At 62.3% G+C, this 14,128-nt stretch carries 13 protein-coding genes; 6 read left to right on the forward strand and 7 right to left on the reverse strand.

The window, feature by feature from the left end; all coding sequences use genetic code 11:
• Window positions 1-11 precede the first annotated feature (11 nt).
• Window positions 12-1,205, reverse strand: coding sequence for a M20 aminoacylase family protein (locus tag PQR67_RS15590; protein ID WP_408460623.1), 1,194 nt, complete (start codon window positions 1,203-1,205; stop codon window positions 12-14).
• Window positions 1,206-1,371: 166 nt separating this feature from the next.
• Here PQR67_RS15590 and PQR67_RS15595 point away from each other — a divergent pair, with 166 nt between their 5' ends.
• Entirely contained in the window at window positions 1,372-2,325 is a 954-nt protein-coding gene (locus PQR67_RS15595) for a LysR substrate-binding domain-containing protein (RefSeq protein WP_408460626.1), read from the forward strand.
• Window positions 2,326-2,386: 61 nt separating this feature from the next.
• Here PQR67_RS15595 and PQR67_RS15600 read toward each other — a convergent pair whose 3' ends face one another.
• From PQR67_RS15600 to PQR67_RS15620, 5 genes are all read right to left on the reverse strand, one after another.
• Complete coding sequence (locus PQR67_RS15600) at window positions 2,387-3,076, reverse strand: energy transducer TonB (protein ID WP_408460628.1); 690 nt, start codon at window positions 3,074-3,076, stop codon at window positions 2,387-2,389.
• A gap of 40 nt (window positions 3,077-3,116) precedes the next feature.
• Window positions 3,117-3,515, reverse strand: a complete 399-nt coding sequence (locus PQR67_RS15605; protein WP_408460631.1) for an ExbD/TolR family protein — start codon at window positions 3,513-3,515, stop codon at window positions 3,117-3,119.
• Window positions 3,512-4,171, reverse strand: a complete 660-nt coding sequence (locus tag PQR67_RS15610) for a MotA/TolQ/ExbB proton channel family protein (RefSeq protein ID WP_408460633.1) — start codon at window positions 4,169-4,171, stop codon at window positions 3,512-3,514. The genes PQR67_RS15605 and PQR67_RS15610 overlap by 4 nt, the downstream gene beginning before the upstream one ends.
• Before the next feature lie 37 nt (window positions 4,172-4,208).
• On the reverse strand, window positions 4,209-6,554 hold the full coding sequence (locus PQR67_RS15615; RefSeq protein ID WP_408460635.1) for a TonB-dependent receptor: 2,346 nt from the start codon (window positions 6,552-6,554) through the stop codon (window positions 4,209-4,211).
• A 252-nt stretch (window positions 6,555-6,806) separates the two neighbouring features.
• Entirely contained in the window at window positions 6,807-7,724 is a 918-nt protein-coding gene (locus PQR67_RS15620) for an NAD(P)/FAD-dependent oxidoreductase (RefSeq protein ID WP_408460638.1), read from the reverse strand.
• A gap of 184 nt (window positions 7,725-7,908) precedes the next feature.
• On the opposite strand from PQR67_RS15620, the gene PQR67_RS15625 reads away from it, so the two are divergent.
• Window positions 7,909-8,394, forward strand: a complete 486-nt coding sequence (locus PQR67_RS15625) for an Rrf2 family transcriptional regulator (protein ID WP_408460641.1) — start codon at window positions 7,909-7,911, stop codon at window positions 8,392-8,394.
• On the opposite strand, the gene PQR67_RS15630 is transcribed toward PQR67_RS15625, so the two are convergent.
• Window positions 8,372-9,244 carry a LysR family transcriptional regulator gene (locus PQR67_RS15630; RefSeq protein ID WP_408460643.1) on the reverse strand — a complete coding sequence of 291 codons (873 nt, stop codon included), beginning with the start codon at window positions 9,242-9,244 and terminating at the stop codon, window positions 8,372-8,374. The two genes, PQR67_RS15625 and PQR67_RS15630, sit on opposite strands and share 23 nt — an antisense overlap.
• Before the next feature lie 201 nt (window positions 9,245-9,445).
• Between PQR67_RS15630 and PQR67_RS15635 the strand changes: the two genes are divergently transcribed.
• From PQR67_RS15635 to rbsK, 4 genes are all read left to right on the forward strand, one after another.
• A complete protein-coding gene (locus tag PQR67_RS15635; RefSeq protein WP_408460646.1) occupies window positions 9,446-10,411 on the forward strand; it encodes a sugar ABC transporter substrate-binding protein in 966 nt (321 codons plus the stop codon).
• Between the two features lie 73 nt (window positions 10,412-10,484).
• Complete coding sequence (locus tag PQR67_RS15640; protein WP_408460649.1) at window positions 10,485-12,140, forward strand: sugar ABC transporter ATP-binding protein; 1,656 nt, start codon at window positions 10,485-10,487, stop codon at window positions 12,138-12,140.
• A 3-nt stretch (window positions 12,141-12,143) separates the two neighbouring features.
• Window positions 12,144-13,145, forward strand: a complete 1,002-nt coding sequence (locus tag PQR67_RS15645) for an ABC transporter permease (protein WP_408460652.1) — start codon at window positions 12,144-12,146, stop codon at window positions 13,143-13,145.
• 45 nt (window positions 13,146-13,190) lie between these two features.
• Window positions 13,191-14,123 (forward strand): ribokinase, encoded by a 933-nt coding sequence (rbsK, locus tag PQR67_RS15650; RefSeq protein WP_408460654.1) that lies wholly within the window; start codon window positions 13,191-13,193, stop codon window positions 14,121-14,123.
• Window positions 14,124-14,128 lie beyond the last annotated feature (5 nt).

Here is a 14,128-nt window from a genome sequence, read left to right on the forward strand (position 1 = left end):
TCGTTGTTGAATTAGTTGTGTTCCATGCGAACCGGTTTTGCCAGAAAGCGCTCGGTCAGCTTGACCCAATAGGTGGCGCCCACAGCCAGGCAGTCGTCATTGAAGTCGTAACCGGAGTGATGCAGCGCGCAACCGCGTTCGCCGTCGCCGTTGCCGATCACGAGGTAGCTGCCTGGACACTGTTCGAGCATGCAGGCGAAGTCCTCGCTGGCCGTGAAGGGTTCGAGGTCGTCAATGATGGCTTGCGTGCCGAGCCAGTCCGTAGCCACCTGGCGCGCGAAGTCCGTTTCCCTGGCGTGATTGATCAGCACCGGATGACAGCGAAAGTAATCGATCTCGGCGTGCGCGCCAAAACTTGCCGCCTGCCCGTGCACGAGTTCGTGAATCCGGCGTTCAAGCAGGTCGCGCACGTCCGGTGCAAGTGCCCGGACGGTCAGCAGCATTTGCGCCGATGACGGAATCACATTCGACGCGACGCCCGCATGAATCGAGCCGACGCTGATGATGGCCAGATCGCGCGGACTTACGTTACGTGACACGATACTTTGCAGCGCCGTGACGATCGACGCGCACACGACGATCGGATCGACCGCCTTGTCCGGCACGGCACCGTGACCGCCGCGACCCACCACCCGCACGGTAACCGTATCGGCAGACGCCATGAATGCGCCGCCAAAAAAGCCCAGATGGCCTGCCGGATATCCGGGGACATTGTGAAGAGCGAATACGGCATCGCACGGAAAACGTTCGAAGAGACCGTCTTCCATCATCTTTTGCGCGCCGCCGAGGCCTTCTTCAGCGGGTTGAAAAATCAGGTTCAACGTGCCGGAGAAAGCGCGTGTTGTCGCCAGGTATTTTGCTGCCGCCAGCAACGTGGCCGTATGCCCGTCGTGACCGCATGCGTGCATGACGCCGTCGTTGCGGCTGGCATAAGGCAAGCCCGTCGTCTCGTGAATGGGAAGCGCGTCCATATCGGCGCGCAATCCGAGGGACGGCCCATGTCCGTTCCTTAACGTGCCCACCACGCCGGTTTTTCCCACGGCGCGCGTGACCTGATAGCCCCATTCGTGCAGGCATTCGGCGACCAGTTCGCTGGTGGCGAGCTCCTGCAGGCCGAGTTCCGGATACGCGTGAATGCGGCGACGCAAGCCGATCATTTCTTCTTGAATCGCAGCGATGCCGGGCAAAACGAAGTCTTGAACCATCGATGATGTCCTTGGAAGAGCGGACAGACCCGATCGTCGCGCCACGCCGGTTTGGGCTTCGGGCAACGCAACTGTCTGCACTGGTCGGAATGCTATGCAGCTAAATTTCGAGGGTGAAGCCGCAGTTTTGTTATGCTGACAACCATTTGTTGTCGGGGTGGTTTCGGTGAAAATTCATCAATTGCAGGCGTTAGTCGCGAGTGCGGAAACGGGCAGCATCAGAGCGGCCGCGCGGTCATTGGGGATTTCGCAGGCCGCGGTCACGCGCGCGCTGCGCGAACTCGAAGCCACCGAGCAACTGCCGCTGCTGATACGCGCGCCTGAAGGAATCAGCTTTACCGAATATGGCAAGGCGTTGCTCACCCACGCGCGACTGGTCCTTAACCAGTTGGAGCACGCGCAGAACGACCTGGCAAGATTGCGCGGCCGGGCGGAGGGAAGGCTTAGTGTCGGCGTGACACCGTGGATCACGTTGACGTTTCTGGCCGAGACGGTATTGCTGTTTCGCGAGCGAATGCCTGATATTCAGCTGGAGCTGTTCGAAAGTCTGATGGCTGTCGCGCAACCGCTGTTGCGTGCCGGCGATATGGACTTCGTGATCGGGCAGGTGCATCCGTCTACCGCCACTCAGGAGTTTTCCTGCGAGCCGGTTTTGAACTATGAGACGGCCGTGATGGTTCGCCGGGGACATCCGCTTCAGGGTTGCCGTTCGATTCACGACCTACTGGACCAGGACTGGGCGCTGAATTTCGCGCCTGACGGGCAAGACGCGCTGATCGACTATCTGTTCACGCGCCATGGTGCGCGAATCGAAGCGAACCGCATTGTGCGGGCTCATTCGCTAGGCACACTGCAGATGCTGGTGGAACGTGCCGACATGTGTACATGGTGCCCAACCGTCCTCCAGACGGTTCCGCTGTTTCAAAGCCAATTGGTGGCTCTGGCGCTGAAAGAGAAGTTCGATACGCGACAACTGAGCGTTGTCACGCGCCGGAACAGCACGCTCAGCAGCGCGGCCTGTTGCTTTATCGAGTGTCTATTGCAAGTGATCCGCAAGCATGCGCGATCGGCAAAGAAAGAAGACCTTGCGCTGTTTGGCACGTTGACCTTGCTCGTTTGAACATCGGCAAGCCGCACTCGTGATGCCGCCATTGCGAGTGGCGACGCACAGCCCTCAGCAGCTAATTCACGTTGAAATGCACACGGATGTCCTGCCGGCTTTCGACCGGATGCCCAGCCTGCATCGCCGGAAAGAATCGCCATTTACGCAGCGTTTCAAGGAGGATCTGGTTGAGCCGCGGGTTGGGTGTCGGCTTGATGAGTTCGACCTCGACCGAGCCGTCGACATGGATCGCGAAGCGCGCCGTCGCGACGGTTTGATACGCTTGTTCGCGCAAATCGTCCGGCAGTTCCGGCAATGGTTGGGCCATGGCGTGCGCTGCGGCATTGCCGGATGAACTGGCGGCCGGCGTTGCGTTTGCATTTTCGTCCGGAGGTGCAGCAGTGCGCGCAGAGGGCTCGGCGGCCGGCTTCGACTCTTGCACGGTGGGTGCCGACGGAGCCGGCACCACGCTTTGCACCGATCGTGCGTCCGGCTTCGGCGGCACAGGCGGCGTGCGCGATTGCGTTGAGACGTGGGCGCGCGGATCGGAGATTTGTGGTGGTTTTGCCGGTGCGAGTGGCGCGTGCGTAGCCGGAGACGCGGGAGGCGTCTCAACCGGAGGCTTTGGAGGATCGAGTTCCACCATCCGCATCTCGAGTGGCTTATCAGCTACGCGCGCAGACGGCGACGGACCCAACCAGTGCCCCAACTGAAACAGGAACACGATCCATACGATTAGCGCGACCAGCACCGCCAGCGCGAATCGCATTGGCGGAGAATCGTCCACAGCAGCTGCAAAGCGCATCCGGCTATTCACGATGCACGGCGAGCAGAAACCGCTCGGCGCCGGCGCGGCGCGCGGCCAGCATTGCCTGAACCACCACGCCGTGGCCGGCTGCGTCGTCAGCGGCAATCACAACATTACCGTCCGGTTGCAGCAGACGCTTTACCGTCGGCTCGATCTGATCGAGATGAACTGACTGATGGTTCACAAATATCGCATTGCTGCTGTCCACCGAGATCGTAAGCGGGTCATGGGCCGCCATCTGCTGAGCGCGGCCGGCCGGGAGATTGACCTTGACGGCGTCGAGCCGTTGCATCGCGAGCGATGCAAGCATGAAGGTCGCCAGCAGAAAGAACATCACATCGATCATCGGAATGATTTCGATGCGACCGCGCCTCGCCGCGCGCGAGCGCTTGAACTTCACGGCAGCGCTCCAGCGGGCGTGTCGGCAAGGCGGATTTCGCTGAGCCGCGCGTTCGCGAACGACTCGAGTTCATCCATGAGCCGTTCGAGCCGGCGGGAGAAATAGTTGAACGCAAAGAGCGCGAACAAGGCGACCACCAGGCCGATCGCGGTCGCCACCAGCGACTGTGCCACGCCGCCGGTCACGCCACCCGGATCGACGAGACCGTCGCCGCCGAACAACTGGAACGAATGCATCATGCCGACGATGGTGCCGAGCAGACCCAGCAAAGGCGCCGCTGTCACGATGGTTTCCAGCACCCAGAAACCCTTGCTCATGTCGCGTTCGATCTGTGAGGCAACCGATTGTGCCTTTGCCTCACGCAGCCACAGCGGTACGGAAGGATCTGGCGCCCACGGCGCGTTCATGCGTCTGAACGCGTTCTGACTGGACGCATCCTTCAATCTGCCGGCCCAATCAAGCGCTGATCCGGACGGGAGGATTGCGTGAGTGATTTCGTCCGTGTCGCGCAGCGTACCCGGCAAACGGCCAAAGCGCAGAAACACATAAGCCCGTTCGAGGGTAATCGCGACCGCGAGAATGGCGAGTATCGTCAGCGGATAAATGACCCATCCGCCCACGCGTACCGCCGCCAGAACGCTTGCCCAATCTTGCATGCCCTACCTCTTCGTCTCGCTTTGTAACTCGGTGGAATCAGAAATTCTTGGTGATGCCGGCATAGACGGCGAAGTGCGGGCCATATTGCGGTGCACCGACGCCGATGCCCGATCCGTCGCGCAACTCATAGACGCGGTTGAACGCGTTGACCACAAGCAGGCGCGCATCGAATTTCCCGACCAGAGGCTGGTTAAAGTGCTGTATCACCCCGAGATTGACTTGCGCATAGAGCGGCAACTTGTCGGTGTTCGCAAAGCCGCTACGCAATCCGCTTCCCACCAGCCCATCGAACGTGAAGGTCGTTTTGCCGAAATCGTAGGCTCCGCCGAATGATGCGGTCATGCGCTGGTCGTGATCCAGATAGACCCAGTGACTGTTGATGTAGGCGAGTTCCGTCGGGTCGAAATTGAACTGCGCCGAATCGATCTGGGTTCCCTGTGCGCGACTCCATGCGAGATTCACGTACGCCGATACGTTGTCCTGTTTGTAGTTGGCCGTGAACTCGACCCCATACACGCGACCCTCCCGGTAGTTGAACGGCGTGAAGATGAGGGCGGATCCGAACTGTCCTTCGTCGAGCAGGTTGGTGGACTTCTTGTAGTAAGCGTCGACTCCGACCGTCACGTTCGATCCGAGGCGCTGGGTCACACCGAGATCGAAATAATGGCTGCGCTCCGGTTGCACCTGGCCGTTCTGGCTCGACGGACTCTGGTTGGTCGTGCCATTGAAACGGCTGATGGTCGAGCCGGACACCAGCTCGAATGCGGGCGGTGTGAAGTAGCGCGCGTAGCCGGCATGGAGCGTCGTGGCCGGCGTCAGCGCATAGACGAGGCCGATGCGAGGGCTAAGCTGGCTTGCGCTGACGTACTCGTCCATCTTGTCGTAGCGAAGACCATAGTTCAGCGTGAGCTTGTCGGTGAGTTTCCACTCGTCCTGCACGTAGGCGCTGTACAGATAACCGGTCTTGCTGCTGGAGTCCTGAATATTGAAGGGTTGACCGGATAGCTGGTTGCCGCTGCTGTCCGTTGCGAATACGTTGACGCTGTCGTCGAACACCGCGTGTTCTTGCTGGAAGAAGATACCCGCCCGAACCGTATGCTTGTCGTTCAGCCGCCAGGTCGTATCCACCTGTGCGCCGTTGGCCGAATTGCTGTGAAAATCCTGCGACGCTACGCCGTTAAAGAGCAGATCGCCGACCGGATCGGGATTGAATTGCGTTCGCGTGTAGCGCGTAAAGAGGGCGACCTGATAGTCGAGAGCACCGCCATTGGTGCCCTGGAGCGCCACCACGGCGAAGTTGTTCAACTCCGATTGTGTTTCGTTCAACTGGCTCGAGTTGAACGTGTTGTTGCCGTTGAGCGTGAAGTTGGTCTGCAAGCCGGGCGTGTTCGGAATCTCGAACTGGTTGCTCGTCGTGCCGAACATCACGCTCACGCGCGTGAGCGGATTGATGATGTACGACATGTAGCCGAACGCATTGCCCTGGCGTGTGTGGTCGTGAATCGCGTTGGCACTGGAGGTGGGATTCTCGATCCCGAGGTTGTTCATGCCGACTGAACCGCTGAAGTAGTAGCTGAACGGCCCCTGACTGCCGAAGACATCCGCGCTGGTCTTGATCGTCTGATGGCTGCCGCCGAATACGTCGATGGATCCGCCGTTGCCTGCATCGCCCGACTTCGTGCGGATGTCCACCACGCCTGCGGTCCGGTAGCCGTACTGCGCCGGCAATGCGCCGGTGAGCAGGTTCACCTGGTCGATGATGCGGGTGTCGAGCGACTGGCCGAAACCACTGATCGGCTCGGGAATGATGATGCCGTTGATGCGGTATTGCAGGTTCGCGTGGTCGCCGCGCACGTGCAACTGCCCATATGAGTCGCTTGCTACACCAGGCGCCTGCAGCAGGACCTGGTTCAACGGCGTGTCTTGCCCCGCGGGCAAAGCATTGATATCGGCCTGGCTGAAGCGATACACGCTGCTGCCGGTCTCCGGCAGTAGTCCGTTACGGGCTCGATCGAGACGCTTTGCATTCACCTGAACGTCGAGTGTGTCGCTTTGAGCGAGTTTGACGCTCACCGCGCTTTGCGCGCCCGCTGTTGTGGTCGCGATGCTGCTGCCGCTCGCGAATCCCGGTGCCGTGACGACGATCGCATAGGTGCCAGGATTCACGTGAGCGATCGCGAAATGGCCGTCTGCGTCCGTTTTCACTTCGCTAATAGCGGCACCGCTTGCATTCTGAACGCTGACGGAGGCGTTCCGGACGGGCTTGCCCGCGGCGTCCGTGACGGCGCCGGTCACGGAAGCTTCGTTAGACGCGGCATGGGCATGAGCGGTGATAGCGAACAGCAGCAAGGCTGCGTGAGAGACGCGCGTGCGGTTTTTCATCTTTTTTATTTAGGGTTGGTCACTGGGTGGATGCGTTTCCGTCTCGGCGACGTTCTTCCTGGCTGTCGTTCGTCGTTAGGAATGTTATATCATTACATCGGTAAACAAAAATGACAACCCAATGGAGGGCGCTGCGAGTGAATCCGCGACGGCGGGGGGGCGTGTTTGATGCGCGAGCGGCGGCCCGAGTCTGGGCCGGCTTGATGGGTTTGCGGGGGTGGGGGTTTGCGCAGGGGCGCGTCGTGATGCTGCTTACTTGTGCTGCGCCAGCTCCGGCACCAGTGAATGATGCGCGCCGACGCCTGCTGTCACGCCGGCCGCCGAAGCAAACGTCGCGTTGGTCATCTTGTTCGACATGTCGCCCGCTGCGTAGACGCCTTCGACTGTCGTCTGCTTCAAGTCGTCGACCCTGATGACGGGGCCCAGCGGAGCTTCATCGAATGCACATCCGAGTTGCTCCGCGAGCGTGCTGTTCATGTGCGTCCTGGGCGCGACGAACAGCGCGTCGATCGCGACAACGCGTCCATCGGCGAGTCTGAGCGCCTCGAGGTGCGGCGCTGGACCGAGCAGTTCGACTACCGGCGAGCGCTCGATGCGAACGTTGCGCGCGGCCAGATGTGCGAGTTGCCCCGCGTCGGGTTCGAAGATGCCCTGAGTGAAATAGGTTGTCGGACCCCAGTCGGGAATGAGAAGCGCCTGATAGGCGGACAGCGGATGATTGGCCAGCACGCCGAGACGACGATCCTGAACCTCGTAGCCGTGACAATAAGGGCAGTGCAATGCCGTCGTGCCCCAACGTTCCTGCAAGCCCGCTATGGCGGGCAGTTCGTCTCGCACGCCCGTCGCGAGAATGAGCCGGGCAGCAGATTCGGTCCGGCCGTCCGGAAGTTCGACACAGAAGGCGTTGTCGACCCGCCGGGCAGTGAGCGCCTCGCCGCCGACCCATTGAACCGTTGGATAGGCCGCGAGCTGTGAAGCGGCTTCGCGAATGATCTCGGCAGGCGGCTTGCCATCCTGGCCGAAGAAGCCGTGCGCGTGCGAGGCAAATCGATTGCGCGGCAATCCTGCGTCGATCACGAGCACTTTTCTTCTGGCGCGCGCCAGTTGCATGGCGGCCGACAGGCCCGCGAAACTCCCGCCCACGACAATCACATCATGCTGGGTATGCATTTCCTTTCTCCTGTTCTGTATTGCGCCAGCGCCCATGCCCAGGCCGAAGGGCCATGGTCGAACTGACGCCAACCGTTTCATGGAACATCGTGAGTTGCATGATAGGGCGATGGTATACTTAACGCAACTTCGAATGTTGCGTGAGTGGGTTCGTCCGCCATGCTCCCTGAACGTGAGGCGATGAATGAGAACGGATAGCCGCCTGTCGCGGATGCTGCATGCCCTGATTCATATGGACCGGCATGACGGTCCGCTGACATCTGAAGCGATCGCGCAGATGCTGCGCACGAACCCCGTCGTGGTGCGGCGAATGTTGGCCGGGCTAAGAGATCAGGGTTACGTGCAGTCCGAGAAAGGGCACGGGGGCGGTTGGATCGTGTCGAAAAATCTGGACGAACTAACGTTACTGGACGTCTATCGGGCAGTCGGTGAGCCGCCGATTTTCTCCGAGCTCCTGACGGAAGATCACCCGGAATGTCTGGTCGAGCAAGCCGTCAATGCCCGTTTGTCTGAAACGGTTCGTGAGGCCGAAGCCGTGTTGCTTGCGCGGTTTGGCGAAATTTCAGTCGGGATGCTCGCGCGCGATTTCGACCAACGGTTTGCGCGTAGCCGGCCGGCGGATTCGACGCGCCGGCCCACGCGCCGGTCTAGCGAAAAATCTCGGCAATGAGGTTGGCCACAGTCCGGATGCGCTCGCTATCGCGCAGGGCGGGATGCAGCACCATCCATACGTCCTGGTCGAGCGCCTTGAGGTGTTTTTCGACGCAGACGAGATCGCTCGTGGTGTCGCCCGCGAGTTGAGCCAGCACGCCGAGCCCGGAGCCGCCCAGCACGCCGTCGAATACGCCCATGCCATAGCTGCTGCGAAGCGAAGGCGCGGGCGCGCCAGGCAGGGTTTTCAGCCATTGGGTGGCGGGATGATCGGGCTGCCGGTCGTCATAGCCGACGAACGACAGCTTGTCCCATTCCTTCCTCGCGATCGCTGCCTTATGGCGCAGATAGTAGTCGCGCGAACCGTAAAGCCCGAAGCGGATCTTGCCGATGCGCCGCACATACAGATCGCCCTCATCGGGGCATTCCGACCAGAGCGCGATGTCCGCTTCGCGACGGGCAAGGCTATACGGCCGCCGTGAAGTCAGCACTTCGATGGCGAGACCGGGCAGCCGGTCCTGGAACGAGCCGAGCAGTTTAAGCAAAATGTAAGACGGCCATTCCACGGCGTTGATCCGCACCGTGCCGTGAGCGGCCGCACCGCCGGTCACGTCCGCGGCGCGCTCGATCTGATGGGCGAGATCCTCCATCTGCTCGGCCCACGCCAGCACCCGCGCGCCGAAAGCCGTCATCGTGCAGCCCGATGGCACCCGGTCGACGAGCGGCTCGCCCAGCCGCCGCTCAAGCTCGGTCAGGCGCCGCGATAGGGTCGGCGCGCTCAGATCGCAGGCCGCTGCGGCGGCCCGCATGGTTCCGCCGCGCGCGATCTCCACCAGAATCCGCAGGTCGTCCCAGTCTACGTGTTCCATTTTTGTAACGATCGATTTTGAAATTGGGCATAGCATAACGTGGATCGCGAGGATAGCATTGGACCTGGCCGTACTCGTCCCAGCATCTGGCAAGCAAACCCGAGGGTTTCACCGGCAGCGGCGGCAAGTGTGGCGAACCTGCCCATCACGCGACTCAACGGCTATCAGTACGTAGACCGAACGAGCAAAAAGGAGACATTAATGATTCGTCATTTCCAACTGGCGCGCCGTCGCGCCATCGTAGCCAGTGCGGCATTCCTCGCCGTATCGATTCTGCCGATGCCCTCAGCGTTCGCCCAGGCCGCTCACAAGCCGAAGGTCGCGCTGGTGATGAAGTCGTTGGCGAACGAGTTTTTCCTGACCATGGAAACCGGCGCGAAAAACTATCAGAAGCAGAACCCCACGAAGTTCGATCTCATCACAAACGGGATTAAAGACGAGACCGATACGGCTAACCAGATTCGCATCGTCGAGCAGATGATCGTCTCGAAGGTCGACGCACTCGTGATCGCACCGGCCGATTCCAAGGCGCTGGTACCGGTTCTCAAGAAAGCGGTCGACGCCGGCATTATCGTGGTCAACATCGATAACCAGCTGGATCCGGGCGTGCTCAAGTCGAAGGACATGAACATTCCGTTCGTCGGCCCGGATAACGCGAAGGGCGCGCAGAAGGTCGGCGATTATCTGGCCAAGCACCTCAAGTCGGGCGACAACGTCGCCATTATTGAAGGCGTCTCGACCACCACCAACGCGCAGCAACGCACGGCCGGCTTCAAGCAGGCCATGGCGACGGGCGGCATGAAGGTGGTCTCGCTGCAATCGGGCGAGTGGGAAATCGACAAGGGCAACGCCGTCGCGAGCCAGATTCTCAATGCCAACCCGGACGTCAAGGCGCTGCTGTGCGGCAATGACAACATGGCAATCGGCGCGGTCTCGGCGGTGCGCGCGGCAGGCAAGGCAGGCAAGGTGCAGGTGGTGGGCTACGACGACATCGACGCGATCAAGCCGATGCTGGCCGACGGCCGCGTCCTCGCCACCGCCAATCAGTACGCCGCCAAGCAGGCCGTATTCGGTATCGATACGGCTTTGAAGGCAATCGCCGACCACAAGAAGCAGTCGGAATTGTCGGGCGTCGTCGAAACGCCTGTCGATCTGGTCACCAAGTAAGACTGGCAAAACGCGTGGCCCGTCTTGCATGACGGGCTACGCTGCCTGATCTTTGTCCCGCTTTATCGATCTGATGTCTACTCCCATCCTATCTCTCACCGATGTCCCGCCCGTGCTGAGCGTGCGCGGCATTGGCAAGACCTACGCCGGCCCGGTGCTTGCCGATATCTCGCTGGAACTGTACGCCGGCGAAGTGCTGGCGCTGACCGGCGAGAACGGCGCGGGCAAGAGCACCTTGTCCAAGATCGTCGGCGGTCTCGTCACGCCGACCACCGGCTCGATGACGCTGGGCGGCGTGGCTTACACGCCGGCCAGTCGCAAGGACGCCGAGGCGCTCGGCGTGCGCATGGTCATGCAGGAGCTGAACCTGCTGCCGACGCTCTCGGTGGCGGAGAATCTGTTCCTGAACCGCTTGCCGCAGCGCGGCCTGTTCGGCCGGATCGACCGCGCGAAGCTGCGCGAGGACGCCCGGCACGCCATGGCGCAAGTCGGGCTCGACGCGATTCACCCCGATACGCTGGTGGGCACGCTGGGCATCGGCCATCAGCAGATGGTCGAGATCGCGCGCAACCTGATCGGCGATTGCCGCGTGCTGATTCTCGACGAACCCACCGCAATGCTGACCGCCCGCGAGGTGGACCTGCTGTTCGAGCAGGTCGAGCGGCTCAAGTCACGTGGCGTGGCGCTGGTGTATATCTCGCACCGGCTGGAAGAGTTGCGGCGTATCGCGCGGCGCGCCGCGGTACTGCGCGACGGGCGGCTCGTCCACGTCGACGACATGGCCAATCTGTCGGCCGACCGTCTGGTCACGCTGATGGTTGGGCGCGATATCGGCGAGCGGATCGATCTCGGCGAACGGCGGATTGGCGACGTGGCTTTCAAGGTCACGGGCATGACCCGCGAGCCGGCCGTGCGCGATGTGTCCTTCGACGTGAAGGCAGGCGAAATTTTCGGCATCAGCGGCTTGATCGGCGCGGGCCGCACGGAATTGATGCGGCTCATTTACGGGGCCGATCGCGCGGATGCCGGCACGGTGTCGATTGCGCACGGCGGCGGTCCGCTCGAACCCGTGAAGGTTTCGTCGCCCGTGGACGCCGTGAAGAACGGTATCGCGCTGATTACCGAGGATCGCAAAGGCGAGGGCCTCCTGCTCACGCAGCCCATTGCCGCCAATATCTCGCTCGGCCATCTGGGCGCCGTGTCGAAGAACGGGGTGGTGGATGGCCGTCGCGAGGCGGCGCTGGCGCGCAAACAGATCGATGCGATGAGCATCCGCAGCTCGGGGCCGGCGCAACCGGTGTCTGAACTCTCCGGCGGCAACCAGCAGAAGGTGGTGATCGGGCGCTGGCTCGCGCGCGATTGCACGGTGTTGCTGTTCGACGAGCCCACCCGCGGCATCGACGTCGGCGCCAAGTTCGATATCTATGCGTTGATGGGTGCGCTTGCGCGGGAAGGCCGCGCGTTGGTGGTGGTGTCGAGCGATCTGCGTGAGTTGATGTCGATTTGCGACCGGATCGCGGTCATGTCGGCTGGCCGGATCACAGGCCTGTTCGAGCGCGGCAACTGGACCCAGGACGCGCTGCTTGCCGCGGCGTTCGCGGGCTACACGAATCGCGACGCGTTGCTGCACGATCCGATCGAACCCGACGCAGCGTCGCCCGATCAGCCAACGCCCGACGTCCCGGCGCCCCACGCGAGGGCGCCCCACAAAAAATCTGTGGAGTATTGAAGCATGACCGCACCAACCAGCCTGCCTACGTTGCAGAACGAACCGCCCAAAGACGCGAAGCCGATCGGCACGCGTCTTGGTTTCTCGAACTACCTCGGCCTGCTCGGCGCGCTGCTCGGGATGATCGTCCTGTTCTCGTTTCTGAGTTCGCACTTCCTGAGCTACGACACCTTCAGCACGATCGCGAATCAGATTCCCGATCTGGTCGTGATGTCGGTCGGCATGACCTTCGTGCTGATCATCGCCGGGATCGACCTGTCGGTGGGCTCCGTGCTGGCGCTCGGCGCGGCGCTCACCAGCGTCGCGGCCTTGCAGTGGCATTGGCCGGCCTTGCCCGCAGCCTTGCTCGGCATGGCGGGCGCGGCCTTGACCGGTTGCGTGACCGGCGCGATTACCGTAGCCTGGCGGATTCCTTCGTTCATCGTGTCGCTGGGCGTGCTCGAGGCGGCCCGCGGTCTCGCGTATCAGTTGACCAATTCCCGCACGGCTTATATCGGCGATGCGTTCGATTTCCTGTCCAACCCGATTGCGTTCGGCATTTCTCCCGCGTTCCTGATTGCGATCGTCGTGATGATCGCCGCGCAGTGGGTGCTGACCCGCACGGTGTTCGGCCGCTATCTGGTGGGCATCGGCACCAACGAGGAAGCGGTGCGTCTCGCGGGCGTCAACCCGCGGCCCTACAAGGTTGCCGTATTCGCGCTGATGGGGCTGTTAGCCGGCCTCGCGTCCCTGTTCCAGATTTCGCGGCTCGAGGCGGCCGACCCGAATGCCGGTTCGGGGATCGAGTTGCAGGTGATCGCGGCCGTGGTGATCGGCGGCACGAGTTTGATGGGCGGGCGCGGCTCGGTGATCAGCACGTTCTTTGGCGTGTTGATCATCTCGGTGCTGGCCGCGGGTCTGGCCCAGATCGGCGCGACTGAGCCGACCAAGCGCATTATCACGGGGGCCGTCATCGTGGTGGCCGTCGTGCTGGATACCTACAGAAGCCGGCGTCGCGCCGCATAATTGACCATTGGCGACCACGCATGGCGGGTCAGCAGGAGAGTGAAAGTGTCGAAAGAAGTGAAGCAGGGCCGCGTACTCGTGGTGGGCAGCATCAATACCGACCTGGTCGCCCGTGCCCCGCATCTGCCGCGGCCCGGCGAGACGATCGGCGGACATGAATTCTCGCAGGTTGCCGGCGGTAAGGGTGGCAACCAGGCGGTGGCGGCCGCCCGCATCGGCGCGCGTGTGGCGATGATCGGACGGGTGGGGAAGGACGCGAACGGCGCGCAGCGGGTCCAGGATCTGGAGGCCGAGGGTATCGACTGCGCGGGTATCGAAGTCGACCCGGCACAGCCCACCGGTGTGGCGATGGTCACGGTGTCGGACGACGGGCAGAACACCATCGTGGTGGTCGCGGGCAGTAATGGCGAACTTACCCCCGAGAGCGTCACGCGGCATGAAGCGGCGATCAAGGCTAGCGACGTCGTGGTGTGCCAACTGGAAACGCCCTGGGATTCCGTCCACGCCACACTCGCGCTGGCCCGGCGGCTGGGCAAGATCACCGTGCTGAACCCGGCGCCGGCAACCGGCCCGCTCCCCACGGAATGGTTGCCGCTCGTCGACTATCTGGTGCCGAACGAGGTTGAAGCGGGGATCCTCGCGGGCCTGCCGGTCGAATCGCAAAGCGGCGCCCGCAGGGCGGCGCTGGAGTTGCAACGCGGCGGCGCCCGCCACGTGATCGTCACGCTCGGTTCACAAGGCGCTTACCTGTTGCCGGAAGGCGGCGAAGGCATGCATTTTCCGGCGCCGCAGGTGCGGGCGGTCGATACGACCGCGGCCGGCGATACCTTTATCGGTGTCTTTGCCGCGCAACTCGCCGCGCGCCAGCCGCTGGAAGGCGCGATCAGCCTCGCGCAACGCGCGGCTTCGATTTCCGTCACGCGCGCCGGTGCGCAGCCGTCGATCCCGACTCGCGCGGAAGTCGACAACGCGGCGTGAAGTGG

Source organism: Paraburkholderia fungorum (genome assembly GCF_046026025.1).
GTDB classification, from domain to species: Bacteria; Pseudomonadota; Gammaproteobacteria; order Burkholderiales; family Burkholderiaceae; genus Paraburkholderia; species Paraburkholderia fungorum_E.

What these genes read in the sequence shown, in the direction of transcription:
- PQR67_RS15590 (WP_408460623.1), bottom strand. Translation starts at nt 1,205, where the DNA reads ATGGTTCAAGACTTCGTTTTGCCCGGCATCGCTGCGATTCAAGAAGAA.
- PQR67_RS15600 (WP_408460628.1), bottom strand. Translation starts at nt 3,076, where the DNA reads ATGCGATTCGCGCTGGCGGTGCTGGTCGCGCTAATCGTATGGATCGTG.
- PQR67_RS15610 (WP_408460633.1), bottom strand. Translation starts at nt 4,171, where the DNA reads ATGCAAGATTGGGCAAGCGTTCTGGCGGCGGTACGCGTGGGCGGATGG.
- PQR67_RS15615 (WP_408460635.1), bottom strand. Translation starts at nt 6,554, where the DNA reads ATGAAAAACCGCACGCGCGTCTCTCACGCAGCCTTGCTGCTGTTCGCT.
- PQR67_RS15620 (WP_408460638.1), bottom strand. Translation starts at nt 7,724, where the DNA reads ATGCATACCCAGCATGATGTGATTGTCGTGGGCGGGAGTTTCGCGGGC.
- PQR67_RS15625 (WP_408460641.1), top strand. Translation starts at nt 7,909, where the DNA reads ATGAGAACGGATAGCCGCCTGTCGCGGATGCTGCATGCCCTGATTCAT.
- PQR67_RS15630 (WP_408460643.1), bottom strand. Translation starts at nt 9,244, where the DNA reads ATGGAACACGTAGACTGGGACGACCTGCGGATTCTGGTGGAGATCGCG.
- PQR67_RS15635 (WP_408460646.1), top strand. Translation starts at nt 9,446, where the DNA reads ATGATTCGTCATTTCCAACTGGCGCGCCGTCGCGCCATCGTAGCCAGT.
- PQR67_RS15640 (WP_408460649.1), top strand. Translation starts at nt 10,485, where the DNA reads ATGTCTACTCCCATCCTATCTCTCACCGATGTCCCGCCCGTGCTGAGC.
- PQR67_RS15645 (WP_408460652.1), top strand. Translation starts at nt 12,144, where the DNA reads ATGACCGCACCAACCAGCCTGCCTACGTTGCAGAACGAACCGCCCAAA.